Origin of the sequence: Roseicella aerolata (assembly GCF_020523605.1) — a bacterium.
GTDB classification, from domain to species: Bacteria; Pseudomonadota; Alphaproteobacteria; order Acetobacterales; family Acetobacteraceae; genus Paracraurococcus; species Paracraurococcus aerolatus.
In genome coordinates this window covers 84038-103432 of record NZ_JAJAQI010000021.1, presented here as the reverse complement: position 1 = coordinate 103432, position 19395 = coordinate 84038, and the positions used below count along the sequence as shown (strand labels likewise).

At 71.5% G+C, this 19395-nt stretch carries 14 protein-coding genes and 1 tRNA gene; 6 read left to right on the top strand and 9 right to left on the bottom strand.

Going from position 1 to position 19395, the window contains the following annotated elements:
* Positions 1 to 80: 80 nt before the first annotated feature.
* Positions 81 to 890: an iron-sulfur cluster repair di-iron protein gene (gene ric, locus LHA35_RS15015; protein ID WP_226609232.1), complete on the bottom strand. Its 810-nt coding sequence runs from the start codon at positions 888 to 890 to the stop codon at positions 81 to 83.
* Positions 887 to 1342 carry a group III truncated hemoglobin gene (locus LHA35_RS15010; RefSeq protein ID WP_226609230.1) on the bottom strand — a complete coding sequence of 152 codons (456 nt, stop codon included), beginning with the start codon at positions 1340 to 1342 and terminating at the stop codon, positions 887 to 889. The genes ric and LHA35_RS15010 overlap by 4 nt, the downstream gene beginning before the upstream one ends.
* Positions 1343 to 1660: 318 nt before the next feature.
* Here LHA35_RS15010 and LHA35_RS15005 point away from each other — a divergent pair, with 318 nt between their 5' ends.
* The gene (locus LHA35_RS15005) at positions 1661 to 4084 is read left to right on the top strand and encodes a recombinase (protein ID WP_226609227.1); all 2424 of its coding nucleotides are present in this window, start codon (positions 1661 to 1663) and stop codon (positions 4082 to 4084) included.
* 64 nt (positions 4085 to 4148) lie between these two features.
* Here the strand turns inward: LHA35_RS15005 and LHA35_RS15000 are convergent, their stop codons facing one another.
* From LHA35_RS15000 to LHA35_RS14990, 3 genes are all read right to left on the bottom strand, one after another.
* Positions 4149 to 4544, bottom strand: a complete 396-nt coding sequence (locus LHA35_RS15000; RefSeq protein ID WP_226609225.1) for a VOC family protein — start codon at positions 4542 to 4544, stop codon at positions 4149 to 4151.
* 189 nt (positions 4545 to 4733) lie between these two features.
* Positions 4734 to 5876, bottom strand: a complete 1143-nt coding sequence (locus tag LHA35_RS14995) for an oxidoreductase (protein WP_226609222.1) — start codon at positions 5874 to 5876, stop codon at positions 4734 to 4736.
* Positions 5877 to 5980: 104 nt separating this feature from the next.
* Positions 5981 to 8362 carry a transketolase-like TK C-terminal-containing protein gene (locus LHA35_RS14990; protein ID WP_226609220.1) on the bottom strand — a complete coding sequence of 794 codons (2382 nt, stop codon included), beginning with the start codon at positions 8360 to 8362 and terminating at the stop codon, positions 5981 to 5983.
* Positions 8363 to 8494: 132 nt separating this feature from the next.
* Between LHA35_RS14990 and LHA35_RS14985 the strand changes: the two genes are divergently transcribed.
* Positions 8495 to 9043, top strand: a complete 549-nt coding sequence (locus tag LHA35_RS14985) for an Lrp/AsnC family transcriptional regulator (RefSeq protein WP_226609217.1) — start codon at positions 8495 to 8497, stop codon at positions 9041 to 9043.
* A 256-nt stretch (positions 9044 to 9299) separates the two neighbouring features.
* Here LHA35_RS14985 and LHA35_RS14980 read toward each other — a convergent pair whose 3' ends face one another.
* A complete protein-coding gene (locus LHA35_RS14980; RefSeq protein ID WP_226609214.1) occupies positions 9300 to 10922 on the bottom strand; it encodes an ABC-F family ATP-binding cassette domain-containing protein in 1623 nt (540 codons plus the stop codon).
* Positions 10923 to 11188: 266 nt separating this feature from the next.
* Positions 11189 to 13504 carry a PAS domain S-box protein gene (locus tag LHA35_RS14975; RefSeq protein ID WP_226609212.1) on the bottom strand — a complete coding sequence of 772 codons (2316 nt, stop codon included), beginning with the start codon at positions 13502 to 13504 and terminating at the stop codon, positions 11189 to 11191.
* 300 nt (positions 13505 to 13804) lie between these two features.
* Here LHA35_RS14975 and LHA35_RS14970 point away from each other — a divergent pair, with 300 nt between their 5' ends.
* The 3 genes from LHA35_RS14970 to LHA35_RS14960 all read left to right on the top strand — a co-directional run bounded on the left by LHA35_RS14970 (position 13805) and on the right by LHA35_RS14960 (position 17542).
* Complete coding sequence (locus LHA35_RS14970; protein ID WP_226609210.1) at positions 13805 to 15214, top strand: M20/M25/M40 family metallo-hydrolase; 1410 nt, start codon at positions 13805 to 13807, stop codon at positions 15212 to 15214.
* 271 nt (positions 15215 to 15485) lie between these two features.
* A complete protein-coding gene (locus LHA35_RS14965) occupies positions 15486 to 16025 on the top strand; it encodes an EF-hand domain-containing protein (RefSeq protein ID WP_226609207.1) in 540 nt (179 codons plus the stop codon).
* A 272-nt stretch (positions 16026 to 16297) separates the two neighbouring features.
* On the top strand, positions 16298 to 17542 hold the full coding sequence (locus LHA35_RS14960; RefSeq protein WP_226609205.1) for an ABC transporter substrate-binding protein: 1245 nt from the start codon (positions 16298 to 16300) through the stop codon (positions 17540 to 17542).
* Between the two features lie 81 nt (positions 17543 to 17623).
* Here the strand turns inward: LHA35_RS14960 and LHA35_RS14955 are convergent.
* Positions 17624 to 17698 (bottom strand) — tRNA-Val (locus tag LHA35_RS14955).
* Positions 17699 to 17801: 103 nt separating this feature from the next.
* Between LHA35_RS14955 and LHA35_RS14950 the strand changes: the two genes are divergently transcribed.
* Positions 17802 to 18623: a DUF3108 domain-containing protein gene (locus tag LHA35_RS14950; RefSeq protein WP_226609203.1), complete on the top strand. Its 822-nt coding sequence runs from the start codon at positions 17802 to 17804 to the stop codon at positions 18621 to 18623.
* Here the strand turns inward: LHA35_RS14950 and gph are convergent.
* Complete coding sequence (gene gph / locus LHA35_RS14945) at positions 18591 to 19241, bottom strand: phosphoglycolate phosphatase (protein WP_226609200.1); 651 nt, start codon at positions 19239 to 19241, stop codon at positions 18591 to 18593. The genes LHA35_RS14950 and gph overlap by 33 nt on opposite strands.
* Positions 19242 to 19395 lie beyond the last annotated feature (154 nt).

Genomic DNA, 19395 nt, shown 5'->3' with positions numbered 1-19395 from the left:
CCTACGGCTTCCTCGTGGCCGAGCGCTGCCTTTTCCCCCCTCAATCCCGCTTCACCGCGCGGCGGCTCAAGACACCTGCGCTATCCAAAGGCTTCCAGCCGCGCGGTGCCGGTCCGGCCTGAGCGCCACGTGCCGCACTCAATCGCCAGCATTCGCCGCCGCCTCACCGTCGGCCTTGTCCACCTCCTCCCGCGCTGCCCCTGCTGCCTGCAGAAACAGCGTATACGGCCAAGAAGCAAGTGACACAGTAAGACTAGGTGGATGTGCTCCATCAGGTCGTCCGTGAGCTTGTGCGCGCCGGTATAGAGGGCGCGCCAGGTGTTGCAGGCGCCGGCCGGCGGCAGGCCGCCATCGGTCAGCGCCTCGAGCGCGCGCAGGTTCTCGCCGTGGTTGTCATGCTCGTGCCGCATCATGGCGATGGGCTGGCCGATCATCGGGTGGCCGCCGCGGCGCATGAGGGGGAAGAGCACCTGTTCCTCCTTCTGCATGTGCTGCTCCATCTCGGCGGCGAGGGTCTCGAGCAGGGCGGCGAGGCCGCGCGGCGCGGCGGGGTTGTCGCCATGCACCGCCTCCACCCGGCGCGCGAGGCGGATCAGCTCCGGCAACTCCCGCCGGTGGGTGGCGTGGTAGCGGGTCTCGATCAGATCGATCAGGGCCGCCGTCTCCTCCGGCGCCGCGGCCCGGTCCGGCACCAGGGCGGCGAGTTCGGCCTCCACCGCCGGCAAGTCGGCGCCGCGCGCCGCCGCGGCCTCGGCCAGCGCGGCCCCGCCGCCGCAGCAGAAATCCAGCTTGTGGCGGCGGAAGACGGCGGTGGCGCCCGGCAGGGCGGCGGCGATCTCGGCAACGGAGCGGGTGGCGAAGCCGGTGGCGGGGGCGAGGCTCGCGGTCATGGCTGCTCTCCTGGCGCCTGCGGGCGCCCTCTGGCCGGCAGCGGGAGGGGGATCAGCCCCATCTCCAGGCTGCGGGCGATGCGGCGGGCGCGTTCGAGCATGTGCTCGGCGCCCTCTGGGGTGAAATGCGCCCGGGCCGTCTCCTCGAAGAGGACGAGCCAGCGGGCGAAATGCGCGGGGGTCAGGGCAAGGCGCGCATGCGCCTGCATGGGCTGGCCGTGATAGCCGCCGGTCATCAGCGCGACCGAGGACCAGAAGCGGGCGAGGGTGGCGATATGGGCTTCCCAGTCCGCCACCTCGGCAAAGGCCGGCCCGAGCAGCGGGTCCTGCCGGGCGGCGCCGTAGAAGGCGCGCAGGAAGGCCTCGATCGCGGCGGCATCGAGCGCGGTCCGGCGGGTGATGTCCCGGCTCAGGGCGGCGCGGCGCTCGGCGGTCTCGGGGATGGCGTGCAAGTGGGTATCTCCGACGCCGATTACTTCTATTGGATAAAGTGGTATCGTCAATACCGATTTTTGCTGTGACGACCTTGCGCCTGCTCACCACGGCGCCGCGCCGGCTGCCTCTCCGCGGATTGCCCGCCACGCGCGGGCTCGGCCGGGTGAGGGAGGCGCACCCCGCGGGGCTCGACCACGCGACCCTCGCCGACTGCATGGCACCGGCCTTCGGTTCGACACTCTTACAAAATATGGGTGGTCTTGCCGCTGTGTGACCCTATATCTTGTGTTCACCGACTCGCCACCCCTGGCGAGCGGCGAGGATGAAGGCTCCAGATGGACGGTTTCCTGCCCGGCGCCGGCGCGGTGCGGCGTACCACGATCCCCGGTGCGAGCTTCGGCACGGCGCCGCTGCCGGCGCGTGCGCTCGACCCCGGCATGGGGCTGGCCGTGGCGCGCCGCACGGTGTTCCGGGCCGAGGACCGGGAGGATTTCGGCCGCGTCGCCGACCGCGTCGCGGCGGGCAACATGGCCCTGCTCGGCCCGTCGGCGGACCGGCTGGAGCAGGCGCGGCTGCGCAACGCCATCGCCACCGGCGCCCTCATCACCTCCGGCCGCCACCTGCAGCATGGCGATGCCGACCAGCCCGGGCGGAACATGGAGGTCTTCACCAACTGCGCGACGGCCAATGCCTCCTTCACCCTGTTCTACCTGCTGCTGAACGGCAGCGGCGTCGGCCGCGCCTATGACGACGAGCTGGTGGCAGTGGACTGGGGGCAGGCGCCGCGGCTGCTGCTGCGGCTGGACCGGGCGCATCCGGACTTCCCCGACACGCGGGCGGAGCTGCACCGCTTCGGCGCGGAATTCGGCCTGCTGCCCTGGGGCACCACGCTGGATGCCTTCTCAGACGCGCAGGAGGCGGAGATCCGCGCCTGGATCGCACGGGAGTTCTGGGACGATGCCGAGGCGCTGCCGGCCGGCGCCCTCCGCCACGCGGTGGAGGACAGCCGCGAGGGCTGGGCCAAGGCGGTCGAGCTGCTGGAAAGCCTGGCCTTCGCCGGCGCCGCCGGCCGCACGCTGCTGCTCGACTTCAGCGCCATCCGGCGGCGCGGCGCGCCGATCGGCGGCATGCAGGGGCGGCCGGCCTCCGGTCCGCTCTCGCTCATGCGCGGCTTCGTCAGCCTCAGGCACCATGTCATCGAGCCGGCGCGGCACCGCTCCCCGGCCGATGAGGCGCTGGCGCCCTGGGAGCAGGCGCTGCTGGTGGACCACTACCTCTCGGTCGAGGTGCAGGTGGGCGGCGCCCGCCGCGCCGCGCGCATGGCCACCAAGTCCTGGCGCGACCCGGGCATCCTGCGCTTCATCCGGGCGAAGTCCGAGGGCGGGCTCTGGACCGCCAACAACTCCGTCATGGTGGATGCCGAGTTCTGGGAGGGCGTGCGCGCCGCCCGGGGCGGCAGCACCCGGCCGCTGCACGCCCACGCCCTGTCGGTCTTCGAGGAAGCCACGCGCTGCGGCTTCATCAATGGCGAGCCCGGCTTCATCAATGGCGACAAGCTGGAGGACCACCGCACCGGGATCGCCTGGGCCAAGCCGGTGCATCTGGACGGGCGCGATGTCCGCTCCGCCCGCTACCAGGCGGACCACGCCGTGCCGCTGCTGGCCGAACTCTCCCGCCGCGCCCGGACGGCGCGCTTCCCGGCGACCACCAATCCCTGCGGCGAGATCACGCTGCACGTCACCGGCGGCTACTGCGTCATCGCCGATTTCGCGCCGCTGCTGGCCTGCCCCGCCGACCTCGCCATGATGACGCCCGGCCAGGTGCCGGACGACCTCGCGGCGGAATGGGATGCGCGGGTCGAGGACAGCGTCCGTCTCGGCGTCCGCTTTCTGATGCGCGCCAACCTGATGGACGCGCTCTATGCCGAGGAGGTGCGGCGCACCAACCGCATGGGCATCGGCCCGACCGGCCTGCATGAATGGGCCTGGATGCGCTGGGGCCTCGGCTTCGAGGACCTGCTCGATGAGACGCGCTCCGCCCCCTTCTGGGCGATGCTCGACCGGCTGTCGGAGGCGGCGAAGGCGGAAGGGCTGGCCTATGCCGAGGAACTCGGCCTCGAGGCGCCGGTCACCGTCACCACGGTCAAGCCCGCCGGCACCACCAGCAAGCTCTTCGGCCTGACCGAGGGCGCCCACCTGCCGGCCCGCCGGCAGTACCTGCGCTGGGTGCAGTTCAAGGGCACGCGCGACGGCAGCGGCGCCTGGGCGACGGACAGCGACCCGCTGCTGGCCGAGTACGAGGCGCGCGGCTATCCCATCCGCACGCTGCAGAGCTTCCCCGGCATGTCCGTGGTCGGCTTCCCGACCCTGCCGCTGATCCAGCGCCTCGGCATCGGGGAGCGGCTGGTGACGGCGCCGGAGGCCGCGCCGGAGGACCAGTACCGCTGGCTGGCGCTGCTGGAGCGGCACTGGATCGGCGCCGAGCGTGGCAACCAGGTCTCCTACACGCTGAAGGTCTTCACCGACCAGCACGACCTGGAGGCCTTCCGCGCCATGCTGCTGGAGCACCAGCCGCGCATCCGCTGCTGCGCCATCCTGCCCAGCCGGCCGGACCATGCGCTGGGCTATGAATACCTGCCGGAGGAGGAGGTGCCGCTCGGCCGCTTCGCCGCGCTGGTCGAGGCCGTGCGCGACCCGGCGCTGCATGAGGCGATCGACCTGGCGCATCTGCAATGCGCCTCGGGCGTCTGCCCGATCTGATACGGGCGGGGCGGCGCACCGCGGCCGGCGCCAGGGCCCATGGCCCGGCGCTGGTGGAGCGGGTTCAGCGGTAGCGGCCGTGCCGCTGCAGGACCTCGATGCGATAGCCGTCGGGGTCGATGAGGAAGAAGAAGCGCGCGAGCAGCGCGCCGTCGCGGCGGAACTCCTTCACCGGCTCCGGCACGATGCCCGCCGCGGTAAGCCGGGCATGCTCGGCATCGAGATCCTCCACCACCACCGCCAGATGCCCGTAGCCGTCGCCGCGCGCATAGGGCTCGGTGCGGTCGTGGTTGGCCGTCAGTTCCAGCTCGAAGGGGCTCTCGGGACTCTTCAGGTAGAGCAGCGTGAAGCCCTCGAAGGCGAGGCGCTCGGCCACCTCGAGGCCGAGCGCCTCGCGATAGAAGGCGACCGAGCGCGCCTCCTCCAGCACGCGGATCATGGAATGGATGGGCTTGGCCATGGCTGGGCTCCTCGGGCGGTGTCCGCCGGTGCGGGGCGCGCGGTATAGAGCAGATCGCAGGGGGGCGTGCAGGCCCGGGAATGGCGTCCGGCCCGGCGGGCCCGACCGGAAGCGCCGGGGCAGCCCTGCCCCGGCTGCGGACCGCATGCCTGGCCGAGGCGCCCGTCGCGCGGTCCCGGCGCCGCCGCGCTACTCCGCGGCCCTGGCCACGGGTGGCCAACCGAGCACGCCCTCCGGGCCCGGGCGGTTCCGCAGCCACCAGGCCCAGTCCTCCGGCAGCAGCGAGATCGGGTCCGGATGCGCCAGCTCCCGCGCCGCCCAGATTGGCCAGTGCGGGTTGGACAGCGCCGGCCGCCCGAGGAGGACCAGGTCGATCAGCTCCTCCCGGATCGCCCTGTCCGCCACGGCGGGGATGCCGAGATTCCAGCTCACCCCAACCGGGATGCCCACCTCGCGCCGCACGCGGCTGGCGCGGTCCACCATGAAGGCCACCTGGTTGAAGGGCAGGTCCTGCACCTCATCCGTGTTCATGCCGAGGCTGAGATCGGCGAGGTCGAGCCCGTGCCGCTTCATCTCGCCGACCGCCCAGATCGAGTCCTCGAACCGGACGCCCTTCTCGTTGAAGTCGTCCGAGCCGAGCCGCATGGTCAGCGGCAGCCGCTCCGGCCAGACCGCGCGCACGGCGTCCAGCGCCTCCCGGTGGAAGCGCAGGCGGTTCTCCAGGCTGCCGCCATAGGCATCGGTGCGCTGGTTGGCGATGGGGGAGAAGAAGCTGGCGCCCAGATAGCCATGGGCGAAATGCATCTCCAGCCACTCGAAGCCGGCGGCCAGCGCCCGGCGCGCCGCCTCGGCATAGGCCCGGTGGATCTCCCGGATCTCCTCCACCGACAGCGCATGCACGGGGTAGGTGTAGCGCCCGCCATAGGGAATGGCGGAGGGCGCGCGCACCTGCCAGCCATCGGGGTGGTCGGGCGGAAGCTGGATCTTGCCCTGCCAGGGCTTGGTCTCGCTGCCCTTGCGCCCGGTATGGCCGAGCTGGATGGCCGGCACCGCGCCCATGTCCTTGATGATGGCGGTGACGCGGGCGAGTCCCTCGATCTGGCTGTCATCCCAGATGCCGGCACAGGCGGTGCAGGTGCGGCCGTCCGGGGTGATGGCGATCTGCTCGAGGAAGACCAGGCCGAAGCCGCCCGCCGCGCGCGAGCCCATCAGCATGACGTGGAAGTCGCCCATGCGCCCGTCCACGGCGCGGTACATCGTCATCGGCGACATGGCGATGCGGTTGCGGAGCGTGACGCCCTTGAGCGTGAAGGGGCTGAAGAGATCCGGCATGGAACGGGTTACCTGACAGGGCTGACCGCGATTCAACGCGGCACCGGCGGAGAGGGCAAGGCGGGACGCCGCGCAGGCGCTGCGAGGGGCGGAAAACCTGCTGCTCAGACCGGCAGCAATGGGCCCGCGGAGCCGGCCGCAGCGGCGCGCAGGATCGCGGCGGTGTCCAGCCCATAGGTGCCATAGAGCTCCGCGATGCTGCCGCTCTGGCCGAAGGCGTCCACCCCCAGCGCCTTCACCTTGTGCCCCTCCACCGCACCGAGCCAGCCGAGCCCGGCCGGATGCGCATCGGTCACGGTCACCAGGCAGCAATGGCGGGGCAGGAGGCGGAGCAGCCGCTCCACCTGGCTCGGCACCGGGGCCTCGCCCCGCATCCGCGCCGCTTCGGCCGCGCGCCAGCCGGCGAAGAGCCGGTCCGGGGAGGTGACGGCCAGCACCCCGACATCGCGCCGGTGCTCGGCCAGCAGCCCGGCGGCGGCGATCGCCTCCGGCGCCACCGCGCCGCTATAGGCGATGGCGACGGCGCAGTTGGGCCCGGGCGGGCGCAGCCAGTAGCCGCCGGCCACGATGTCCCCGGCGAGCGCCGGCGTCACCTCCCGCTTCGGCTGCTCGATGCCGCGCGTGGACAGCCGCAGATAGACCGAGCCGCCCTCGCCGCCCTCCCGCTGCACATGCTCCAGCGACCAGCGGAGGATGACGGCCAGCTCGTCCACATAGGCCGGCTCGAAGGCGGAGAGGCCCGGCTGCGCCATGCCGATCATCGGCGTGCCGATGGACTGGTGCGCGCCGCCTTCCGGCGCGAGGGTGATGCCCGAGGGCGTCGCCGCCAGGATGAAGCGGGCATCCTGGTAGCAGGCGTAGTTCATGGCATCGAGGCCGCGGGCGATGAAGGGGTCGTAGAGCGTGCCGACCGGGATGATGCGCTCGCCGAACAGGCCGTGCGAGAGGCCGAAGGCCGAGAGCATCAGGAAGAGGTTCATCTCGGCAATGCCGAGTTCCACATGCTGGCCGCGCGGCCCGGCCTCCCAGCGGAAGGCGGAGGGGATCTTCTCCTCCCGGAACAGGTCGCGCCGCGGCTCCCGTGCGAAGAGACCCCGCCGGCCGACCCAGCCGCCAAGATTGGTGGAGACGGTAACGTCCGGGCTGGTGGTGACGATCCGCTCCGCGATTGGCGCGTCGCTGCGGGCCAGCGCGTGCAGCAATTGGCCGAAGCCGGCCTGCGTGGAGGCGACGGGCTGCGGTTCGACCGCGAGGCGTTCCGGCACCGGCAGCGCCGGCGCGGTGGTGCGGCGCGGGCCGCTGGCGTTGAAGGGCACGCCTGCCAGGAAGGCGCGCAGCGCCTCCTCCGGGATGCCGAGGCCCTCGGCCGGGTCCCATTCATGGCCGGGACGGATGCCCATCGCGGCGCGCCACTGCTCCATCTGGACCGGGTTCAGCAGGCCCGAATGGTTGTCCTTGTGCCCGGCCAGCGGCAGGCCGAAGCCCTTGATGGTGTAGGCCAGGAAGCAGACCGGCCGGTCATGCTCGATGCCGCGGAAGGCATCCAGCAGCAGGCCGAGGTCATGGCCGCCGAGATTGGTCATCAGCGCCGCCAGTTCCGCGTCGCTCCGCCGGCCGATCAGGGCGCTGACCTCGCCCTGGTCGCCGAGATCGTCCAGCAGGCGCTGGCGCCAGGCGGCGCCGCCGCGGAAGGTCAGCGCGGAATAGAGCTGGTTGGGGCAGGCATCGATCCAGTCGCGCAGGCGCTCGCCGCCGGGCTCGGCGAAGGCCGCCTGCAGCAGGCGGCCGTATTTCAGCACCACCACCTCCCAGCCCATGGTGGCGAAGGTGCCGAGGATCTTGTCGTTCACGCCCTCCCCGATCACCGCGTCCAGGCTCTGGCGGTTGTAGTCCACCACCCACCAGGTGTTGCGCAGCCCGTGACGGGAGCCTTCCAGCAGCGCCTCGTAGATGTTGCCCTCATCCATCTCGGCATCGCCGACCAGGGCGACCATGCGCCCCTCGGGCTGCGTGCCGCCCCAGCCATGCAGGCGCAGATAGTCCTGCACCAGGCTGGCGAAAATGGTCTGTGCCGCGCCCAGCCCGACGGAGCCGGTGGAGAAATCGACGTCGTCCACGTCCTTGGTGCGGGAGGGATAGGACTGCGCGCCGCCCAGGGCGCGGAAGGCCTCCAGCTTCGCCTGCGTCTGATTGCCGAGCAGGTACTGGATGGCGTGGAAGACCGGCGAGGCATGCGGCTTCACCGCCACCCGGTCCTCGGGCCGCAGCACGGCGAAATAGAGCGCCGTCATGATGGTGGCGATGGAGGCGGAGGAGGCCTGGTGGCCACCCACCTTCAGCCCGTCCGCCGAGGGGCGGATGTGGTTGGCGTGGTGGATCATCCAGGCCGAGAGCCACAGCACCTTGCGCTCGAGCGCCGCCAGCACCTGCGCCTCGGTGGCCTGGCGGGGGGAGGCAGCAAGCTGCGTGGAGACCTGGTCGAGCATGGGCGAGTCCTCCGCGGCGGGTTCGTGATGGCCCGCGCGCCGGCGGATGCTAGGGCGGCTGCCCTGGCAATGGCTTGCAAACTTGCCGCTCCGGCCGGCATATCCGGAAGATCCAACCGCAAAGTCCGGCGAATGAGAAAAAAGCAGCCAGAGTCCGCGCTCGACCCGATCAGCATCCGGATCATCGAGCGGATGCAGGAGAACAGCGACATCGGTCTCGCGGAACTGGCGGAGGCGACCGGCACCACGCCCTCTTCCTGCTGGCGGCGCCTGGATGAGCTGCGCCAGCGCGGCGTCATCCGCCGCTCCGTCGCCGTGGTCGACCCGCAGGCGATCGGGCTGGCGGTCAATGTCTTCGTGCAGGTCACGCTGGAGAAGCAGACCGAGGCGGCGCTGCGCGTCTTCCAGACCCGGATCGCGCGGCGCCCGGAGGTGATGGAGTGCTACCTGATGAGCGGCGATGCGGATTACCTGCTGCGCGTCGTCGTGGAGGACCTGGCGCAGTACCACCGCTTCGTGGTGGACCACCTGACGACCATCCCGGGCGTCGCCAACCTCCGCTCCTCCTTCGCCCTGGAGCAGGTGAAGTACACCACCGCCCTGCCGACCGGGCATCTGCACGCGCCGGCGCCGGAGGCCGTGCGACCCTCGAAGCGGGGCAGTGCGCCCCGCGCCCGGTAGCGGAGGCGCGGCGCGCCGGAGGGTGCCGGCTGAAGGTCATGGCCGCGGCGCCGCGCGCGACGGAACGCACGCCGCCCGGTCATGTCCCGATGGAGGGCCGGCTTCGACCCGGCGGCTGGGGGATGCCCGGTCACGCCGCACCGCCGGCGCTCGAGCCGATACACACCGGCCCCGCCGGCGGGGCGGTGTCCGCTGCCGCGCGGCCCGGCCCACCCCCGCCTCATCATGAATGCGCCAGCATTCATGCGGGACGGTTTCAGCCGTGCAGGCCGGGTGCTTCCTGGCCCGTCCGCGCCACATATTCCGTGTAGCCGCCGCCATACTGGTGGATGCCCTCGGGCGTGAGTTCCAGCACCCGGTTGGACAGTGCGGCCAGGAAATGCCGGTCGTGCGAGACGAACAGCATGGTGCCCTCATACTGTGAGAGCGCGGTGATGAGCATCTCCTTCGTCGCCATGTCCAGGTGGTTCGTCGGCTCGTCCAGCACCAGGAAGTTCGGCGGGTCGTAGAGCATCAGGGCCATGACCAGCCTGGCCTTCTCGCCGCCGGACAGCACCCGGCACCGCTTCTCCACCTCGTCGCCGGAGAAGCCGAAGCAGCCCGCCAGGGCGCGCAGCGAGCCCTGGCCCGCCCGGGGAAAGGCGTCCTCCAGCGTCTGGAACACGCTGCGCTCCCCATCCAGCAGTTCCATGGCGTGCTGGGCGAAGTAGCCCATCTTCACGCTGCCCCCGAGCGTGACCGAGCCCTCGTCCGGTGCTGTCGCGCCGGCCACCAGCTTCAGAAGGGTGGACTTGCCGGCGCCGTTCACGCCGAGGACGCAGCAGCGTTCCCGCCGCCGCACCAGCAGGTCCAGCCCCTCATAGATGACCTTGCTGCCGTAGCGCTTGTGCACCTTCCGCAGGTTGACCACGTCCTCGCCCGAGCGCGGTGCCGGCGGGAAATCGAACACCACGGTCTGGCGGCGCTTCGGCGGCTCGACCCGGTCGATCTTCTCCAGCTTCTTCACCCGGCTCTGCACCTGCGCGGCGTGCGAGGCGCGCGCCTTGAAGCGCTCGATGAAGTTGATCTCCTTGGCGAGCATGGCCTGCTGGCGCTCGAACTGCGCCTGCTGCTGCTTCTCGGCCAGCGCGCGCTGCTGCTCGTAGAACTCGTAATCGCCGGAATAGGCCGTCAGCGTGCCGCCATCGATCTCGATCACCTTGTTGATGATCCGGTTCATGAACTCGCGGTCGTGCGAGGTCATCAGCAGGGCGCCGTCATAGCCCTGCAGGAAATTCTCCAGCCAGATCAGGCTCTCGAGGTCCAGGTGGTTGCTCGGCTCATCCAGCAGCATGACGTCGGGACGCATGAGCAGGATGCGCGCCAGCGCCACGCGCATCTTCCAGCCGCCGGAGAGCTTGCCGACATCGCCCTCCATCATCTCCTGGCTGAAGCCGAGGCCGGCGAGCACCTCGCGCGCCCGGCCCTCCAGCGCATAGCCGCCCAGCTCCTCGAAGCGCGCCTGCACCTCCCCGAAGCGCTCGATGATGCCATCCAGCTCCTCCGCCCGGTCCGGGTCCGCCATGGCGGCCTCCAGCGCCTGCAGCTCGGCCGCCACCTCGCTGACGGCGCCGGCGCCGTCCATGACCTCGGCGGTGGCGCTGCGGCCCGCCATCTCGCCCACATCCTGGCTGAAGAAGCCGATGCTGACGCCGCGGTCGATCAGCACCAAGCCCTCATCGGGCTCCTCCTGTCCGGTGATCATCCGGAACAGCGTGGTCTTGCCCGCCCCGTTGGGGCCGACGAGGCCGATCTTCTCCCCTTTCTGGAGCGCCGCGGAGGCTTCGATGAACACCAGCCGCTGGCCGTTCTGCTTGCTGACATTGTCTAGACGAATCATGGATATGCGGGGCTTGGAACAGTTGTGGCGCGCTTATGCCATGCGGGCGGTGCGAGAGCATGCACCGGGATGGGCGGCCAGGCCGTGCCGGTCCGCGCCAGGCCGCGCCGCTCGGGGGGCCAGGGGCAATGCGAGGGGGCAAAGCCCCCACGCCCATGCAGTGCCTACAGCGGATTGCGTTCAGAACTGAACGCTCATCCGCTGTAGCTCCTTGTTTTCCGAGCAGATTCATGCCTTCGGTCGTTCACGGCCTCGGGCGATCTGCTCTAGCCCGCCGCGGTCTTCACCGCCGCCGCCACGGCCTGCGCCAGCTCCGCCTTGGCATAGGGTTTCCGGATCAGCACCACCTCCCGCAGCGCGGCGGGGCCGGGCACCTCCGCCGCATCCGTCGCCAGCAGCACCGGCAGGGTCGGCCAGCGCTCGCGGATCTCCTGGGCCAGCGCGGGGCCATGCTGCCCGCTCGCGGCCAGCATGTCGGTGAACACCAGGTCGAACCCTGCCGCCCCGCCATGCCCGAGCAGCGTCAGCGCCGCCTCAGGGTCTTCCACCACCGTCGCGCGGTGCCCCGCCTCCTCCAGCAGGCGCACCGCCAGGCGGGCGAGAGGGGGATCGTCCTCCACCACCAGCACCCGCAGCCTCGCCGGGTCGGCCGCCTGGCGGCGCGCCTGGCCGATCGCCACCGGCGCCGCGGCCAGGCTTGCCGGCAGGTAGAAGGTGACGGTCGTGCCGCGGCCCGGCTCGCTCTCGATGGCCAGCGTGCCGCCGGATTGCTTGGCGAACCCGTAGGCCTGGCTGAGGCCGAGGCCGGTGCCCTGGCCGGGCGGCTTGGTGGTGAAGAAGGGTTCCAGCACCCGCTCCATCAGCTCCTTCGGGATGCCGGTGCCGGTATCGGCCACCCGCACCGCGACATAGTCGCCCTCCAGCCCGTTCCGGGCGTCTTCCAGGGTGACGTTCTCCGCCTCGAAGCGCAGCAGCCCGCCTTCCGGCATCGCGTCCCGCGCATTGATCGCCACGTTCAGCAGGGCGAGCTCGAACTGCGCCGGGTCCACCACCACGGTCCAGAGCCGGTCGGGGACATCGACCTCCACCCGGATGTTGCCATGGAGGGAGCGCGTGGCGAGGCTCGCCGCCTCCCGCACCCTTGCGGCCGTCTCGATCGCCTCGGTGCGGATCGGCAGGCGGCGGGAGAAGGCGAGCAACTGCCCCGTCAGGTCGGCGCCGCGCGCCACCGCATGCCGCACGCTGGCGATGATCCCGGCCGCCTCCGCCGCCTCCTGCGGGATGCGCCGCTGCAGCAGCCTGAGACCGCCGGAGATGATCTGCAGCAGGTTGTTGAAGTCATGCGCGACGCCGCCGGTGAGCTGCCCGACCGCCTCGAGCCGCTGCGACTGCGCCAGCTGCTCTCGCATCGTGTCGAGGGATTGCTGCACCGCGCGGCGTTCCGTGATGTCCCGGGTGATCTTGGCGAAGCCGACCAGCTTCCCGTCCTCCCGGATCGGGTCGATCACCGCACTGGCCCAGAAGCGGCTGCCATCCTTGCGCACCCGCCAGCCCTCGCATTCGAACCGCCCTTCGCCGGCGGCGATGATCAGCGCGCGGGCGGGCAGGCCGGCCGCCTGGTCCTCCTCGGTGAAGAAACGGGAGAAATGCTGGCCGACGATCTCCTGCTCGGCATAGCCCTTGATGCGCTCGGCCCCGGCATTCCAGTTGCTGACCCGGCCGTCGAGGTCGAGCATGAAGAGCGCGTAGTCGGTGACGCCCTGGACCAGCAGGCGGAAGCGCCGCTCGCTCTCCTCCAGCGCCTGCTGCGCCCGGCGGCGTTCGGTGATGTCACGGGTGACCTTGGCGAAGCCGATGAGGCGCCCGTCATCGTCGCGCACCGGCTGGATGGCGACGCTCGCCCAGAAGCGTGCGCCGTCGCGGCGCACGCGCCAGCCCTCGCCCTCAAAGCGCCCGGTGCGGATGGCGGTGGCCAGCGCCCGCGCCGGCAGGTCGGTGCGCCGGTCCTCCGCCGTGTAGAAGCGGGAGAAGTGGGAGCCGATGGCCTCGGCGGCGGTATAGCCCTTGATCCGCTCGGCCCCGGCATTCCAGCTGCTGATCCGCCCCTCAGTGTCGAGCATGAAGATGGCGTAGTCGGTAACGCCCTGGACCAGCAGACGGAAGCGCCGCTCGCTCTCGGTCAGCGCGTCCTGCACGCGCCGCCAGGCGGACATGTCCCGCGTCACCTTGGCGAAGCCGAGCAGGCGGCCCTCGCGGTCGCGGACCGCATCCAGCACGCCGAGGGCACGGATGCGGCTGCCATCCTTCCGGAGGCGCCATCCCACCGACTCGTGCCGGCCGCTGGCCTCGGCTTCCGCCAGGATGGCCTCGGGCAGGCCGGCGGCGCGGTCCTCCTCGGGGAAGAAGCGGGCGAAAGGCTGGCCGATGATCTCCTCGGCAGCGTAGCCGGTGATGCGGGTGGCGGCGGCGTTCCAGCTCGTCACGCGGCCATCGGGGTCGAGCAGGTAGACGGCATGGTCGGCCATCGCATCCGCGAGGAGCTGGTCGCGGTCCCGTGTCTCCGTGCCGAGGATGCCTTCCATACGCCCTCCCGTCGGGGCATCTCCGCAGCCTCGCTGTCGGCCGGCTGTCCAGCACCGCGAGGCATCCGCCCACCTGAATACCCCGCAGGGCCGTAAACGAGCCGGGTGGGGTCCCGATACCGGGGCAACGATCACGTTGGAGGGACACGAAGGTGCCGTTGCAGTGATCGGTTGGAAAGCGCCCCCGGAGGCGGGCCGCGGGGGTCGGCGGCAGGATCGCCGGGGAGGGGTGGTGGACGGCCGCTCGCCGCCCCCGCATTCTCGCCCGCATCACTCGGACGAGATCGGGCGAGAACAGGCATGGGTACACGGGAAGGCGCGCTCGGGCGCGCGGCGGCATTCTTCGACGAAGGCGGGTTCAAGGCCCTGCTCGCCCGACTGGTCGGGATTCCCTCCACGGCGCAGGAGCCGGGCTTCGAGCCGGAGCTGGAGCACTACCTGGACCAGGCGATCCGCCCCTGGGTCGAATCCATGGGCTTCACCGTCCGCATTCACCCGAATCCGCTGCCCGGATTCGGTCCGATCATGACCGCCGAGCGCATCGAGGACCCGAGCCGGCCGACCGTGCTGCTCTATGGCCATGGCGACACCGTGCGCGGGCTCGATGAGCAGTGGAGCGCCGGCCTCGCGCCCTGGGCGCTGACCGATGCCGGGGATCGCTGGTATGGCCGCGGCACCGCCGACAACAAGGGCCAGCACGCCCTCAACCTCGCGGCGCTCGAGGCGGTGCTGGCCGAGCGCGGCGGCAGGCTTGGCTTCAACGTCAAGCTGCTGCTGGAGATGGCGGAGGAGCGTGGCTCCCGCGGCCTGCAGGAATTCGCCGAAGGCCACAAGGATCTGCTGGCCGCCGATGTGCTGATCGCCTCCGACGGCCCGCGCGTCGAGCCGGACCTGCCCACCATCGCCACCGGCAATCGCGGCATCTTCCAGTTCGATCTGGTGCTGAAGCTGCGGGAGGGCGGGGTGCATTCCGGCCATTGGGGCGGCCTGACCACCGACCCGGCGATCCGCCTGACCCACGCCATCTCCGCCATCTGCGACGCAAAGGGGAAGATCCTGGTGCGCGACTGGCTGCCGCGGAACGGCGTGCCGGCCGAGGTGCGCGCGGCGCTGCAGGGCTGCCCGGTGGGGGCAGGATCGGGTGGCGGGGGAGGGGCGGCGACCATCGACCCCGACTGGGGCGAGCCGGGGCTGACGGCGGCCGAGAAGATCTATGGCTGGAACAGCTTCATCGTGCTGGCGATGCTGAGCGGCCAGCCGGAGAACCCGATGAACGCGGTCGCGCCCTGGGCGCGGGCCACCTGCCACATCCGCTACATCGCCGATACCGCCCCCACCACCTTCGAGGCCGCGCTGCGCCGCCACCTGGACGCGCAGGGCTTCGCCGATATCGGCATCGAGAATGCCGGGGTGCGCATGTGCGCCGCCCGCACCGCGCCGAACCATCCCTGGGTGCTCTGGGCGCAGGAGAGCATGCAGCGCTCCCTGGACACCCGCGTCCAGGTCATCCCGAACAGCTCGGGCGGGCTGCCGGGCGATGTCTTCGCCGACCAACTCGGCCTGCCCATGGTCTGGGTGCCGCACAGCTACAATGGCTGCAAGCAGCACGGGCCGGACGAACACCTGCTGATCGCGCCGGCACGGGAGGGCATCCTGGCCTTCGCCGGGATGTGGTGGGACCTGGGTGAGGGCGGCACGCCGAAGCGCTGAGCCGCCCTGGCGACCGCCTGGTGCATCACCCATCCGGAGGTCGCCATCCATCCCGCCATGCCGGTGCCCGGGGGACCGCTTTCGGTCGAGGGGGAGGGCAGGGCGCGCCGAGGCCGGCGCGGCCCCGGAACACCCTGTTCCCTGGCCCCGGCACGGCCGGCAGCCGTTACCCTTCCTCACCGACCCGGCGACCTGCCGTCATGCGGCTGTTACAGACCGGGCGCATCTCTCCCTGGCCGGACCCGTTGGACCGCGACAGGAGGATTTGCCGATGAACACATTCCGCATGGCGCTGCTGGGTGCTGCGCTGCTGGCCGCCGCCGGCGCGCCTGCCCTGGCGCAGCCCGGCCCGGGCCCGGGCGGTACCGGCCCGCGCGGCGACCGCGGCCCCGGCGCGATGTTCAACCAGATCGACGGCAACAAGGATGGCCGGGTGACCTGGGAGGAAGCCTGGGGCTTCGTCCAGCAGCGCTTCAACGCGGCGGATACGGACCGTGACGGCAGGATGAGCCAGCAGGAGATGGCCAATCTCCGCTGGGGCGCCGGGGCGATGCGGCCCGAGGGCACCTCCGGCCAGGGTCCCGGCCCGGACCGCGAGCGCATGCGCGGCATGATGTTCCGCGCGCTGGACGCCAACCGCGACGGCGGGGTGACGCTGGAGGAGGTCCGGCCGGCAGCCGAGGCGCGCTTCCGTGCCCTCGATGCGAATGCCGATGGCGCGGTGACGCGGGACGAGATTCCCCGCCGACCGCGGCACCACCAGCGCGGTCCGGGCGGCCAGGGCAACCAGGCGCCGCAGCAGCCGGGCTAGAGCAGATTGCGGAGGGTCGTGAGCGCCCCGCAGCGTGAATCTGCTCTACGGACAACGGTCTACAGCGGATGGCGTTCAGTTTTGAACGCCATCCGCTGTAGGCGCGGATGGCGGGCATCCCCGGCGCCCAGGGCGCCGGGATGTCCCCGCCCGCGCGGCAGGCGCCCCGCCTTCCTGGCCAGGATCCGGGGCGATCCGTCTGTCGCGGGGTTTCGATAGCCTGCTAGGCTTCTCCGGGCGGGTCAGCAGGGCCCGCCAGGGGAGAAACGCCAATGACCATCCAACGCCGCGCCGTGCTCGGCGCCGGGCTGCTCGCCACTGCGGGCGTCAGCCGCCTCGTCCATGCCCAGACCCGCCGGCCGGAGGAGACGCTCCGCATCGGCCTGCTGCATGACATGTCCGGCCCCTATCGCGACATCTCCGGCCCCACCAGCGTGGTCTGCGCCCGCCAGGCGGTGCGCGAGTTCACCGCGGCCAACCCCGATATCGGGGTCGAACTGCTGGTCGCCGACCACCAGAACAAGTCGGATGTCGGCCTCTCCATCGCCCGCCAGTGGTTCGACCGGGAGGGGGTGGACATGGTGCTGGGCGTCAGCAACTCGGCGCTCGCGATCGCCCTGAAGCCGGTGATCGAGGCCAAGGACAAGGCGCATATCAACAGCGCCGCCGCGACCTCCGCCCTGACCTCGGAGTATTGCAGCGCCAACGCGATCCACTGGAGCTATGACACCTGGTGCCTGTCCCACGCCACCGGCGAGCCGCTGGTGAAGCTGGGCTCCGACACCTGGTTCTTCATCACGCCCAACTACGCCTTCGGCCACATGCTGCAGGCCGACACGACGCGTTCGGTGGAGGGCGCGGGCGGCAAGGTGCTCGGCGCCATCAGCTATCCCTTCCCGGAGACGACGGATTTCTCCGCCTTCCTGCTGAAGGCGCAGGCGAGCGGCGCGAAGGTCATCGCCTTCCTCGGCGCCGGCACGGATTTCGTGAATGCGGTGAAGCAGGCGCAGGAATTCGGGGTCATGAAGTCCGGCAAGCGCTTCGTCGGGCTGACGGGCTACATCAACAGCGTCATGGCGCTGGGCCTGCCCACGGCACAGGGCCTGACCCAGACCGAGACCTTCTACTGGGACCTCAACCCCCGCACCCGCGCCTTCATGGACCGGGTGCGCGGCCAGTTGCCGCCGAACACCTTCCCCTGCCACAACCATGCCGGCGACTATGCCGCGCTGCTGCACTACCTGAAGGCCGCGGCCTCGATCGGCGTGGCGAAGGCCAAGGCCTCCGGCCGCGACACCATCGCGGCGATGCAGGCCATGCCGACGGATGACGACTGCTTCGGGGCGGGCAGCATCCGGAAGGACGGGCGCAAGCTGCACCCGACCTACCTTTTCCTGGTGAAGTCACCGGCGGAGAGCCGCGGGCCCGGCGATGTCTACAAGGTGCTGGCGGAGACCTCGGCGGAGAAGTCCTTCCGGCCGATCGCGGAGGGGGCCTGCACCATGGCGAAGACGTGAGGCGACGGCACGGCGCCTGCCATCCGGGCACCGCATGGCGGCGCCAGCATCCTTGCCTGTCGATCGCTGGACCGGGGAAGATGGTGGGCGCGACAGGGATTGAACCTGTGACCCTTCGCGTGTGAAGCGAATGCTCTCCCGCTGAGCTACGCGCCCGGTGAGCGGGGGAATAGGGGCCGGGGCGGGGGGTGTCAAGCGCGGGATCGCATGCGGGATCACGGTGCTTGTTGCTCCGCGACAGCGGCCCATATGCTCCGCCATGGCCCAGACCCGGCTGCTTCTCCCGGCCGCCTGCGCCGCCGGGCTCCTCGCTCTGGCGTCTCCCGGCGCGCATGCCGAGCCGTTGCTTGCGCGCTACGAGGTGCGCTTCGCCGGCCTGCATGTGATGGATGTCGAGGCGGTCCTGGACCTCGAGGGCCATCGCTACCGCGTCACCACCCGCACCCGCACCACCGGCCTTGCCGGCGTCTTCTCCCGCAGCGACCAGGTGACGCTGGTGGAGGGCGCCTGGCGCGGGGCGGAGCCGCTGCCGGCCCGCTACCGGGCCGAAGGCACCTGGCGCGGCGACCGGCGGGAGGTGGCAATGGACTGGGTGGCGCCCGGCCAGCCGGTCCTGCGCCGGCTGGAACCCCCGCGGGAGCCGGAGCGAGAGCCGGTGCCGGAAGCGCTGCAGCGCGGCACCATGGATACCCTCTCCGCCATGGCGAAGCTGACCCGCACCGTCGCCCTGACCGGCCGCTGCGAGGGAGGGGCCGCGGTCTATGACGGCCGGCGCCGGGCCGACATCACCGCCTGGACCGATGGGGTGCAGCGCCTGCCGCAGAATGCCCATTTCGGCGGGGAGGCGCTGCGCTGCGGCTTCGAGAGCCGCCTGCTCGCCGGCGCCCGCCTGGACCGCGACCCGGAGGAGGCGAAGAAACCGCAGCCCGCGACCGCCTGGATCGGCCGGCCGTTGCCGGACCGGCCGCCCATCCCGGTCAGGATCGAGGTGCCGACCCGCTGGTTCGGGCATGTCCGGGTGGTGCTGGCGGGCGTGGCCCCGCTGTCCTCAGGGCAGGAGATCGCGCAGGGCCGGAACTAGCGCGGCCGGCGTCGCCGCGGTGGCGACGGCGCCTTCCGCCATGGCGGGCGGGCCATAGCCCCAGCCAGCGAAAAGGCAGGGCAGGCCGGCGCCGCGCGCCGCCAGCACGTCGTTCCGGTGGTCCCCGATCATCACGGCCTGCCCCGGCTCCCCGCCCGCCGCCCGCAGTGTCCCCAGCAGGTGGCCCGGATCCGGCTTGCGCACCGGGAAGCTGTCCCCGCCGCCCACCGCGGCGAAGCGCCCGTCGAGGCCGAGCGCCGAGAGCAGCGCCGCGGTCGCCGCCGCCGGCTTGTTGGTGCAGACCGCGAGCGCCCAGCCCGCCGCCTGCAGCGCCTCGAGCGCTTCGGCGATGCCAGGGAACAGCACCGTCTCCTCCGCCGCCCGGGCGGTGTAGTCGGCGGTGAACCCGGCCAGCAGGGCTTCGGAGAAGGCCAGGTCGCGGGCCGCGCAGGCGCGCTGCACCAGCGCCCGGACCCCGTCGCCGATCATCCCGACCACCTCCGCCCGGGCGAAGGGCGGGCGGACCTGCGCCGCCATCAGGCGGTCCAGGGCGGCATGGATGTCGGGCGCGCTGTCGACCAGCGTGCCATCGAGGTCGAAGACGGCGAGGCGGGGCATGCCCCGGCCTAGGCCAGAAGGCGGCGGGCCGGCAAGCCCGGGGCGCATCGAGCCGTACCCACAACAAATGCCGTTCAGCACCGACTGCCTTGCTGCTCCGTGTGGAGACACGCGGCGCGTCCATCTGCATCCTGCAATGCACGTTACGGGTGAT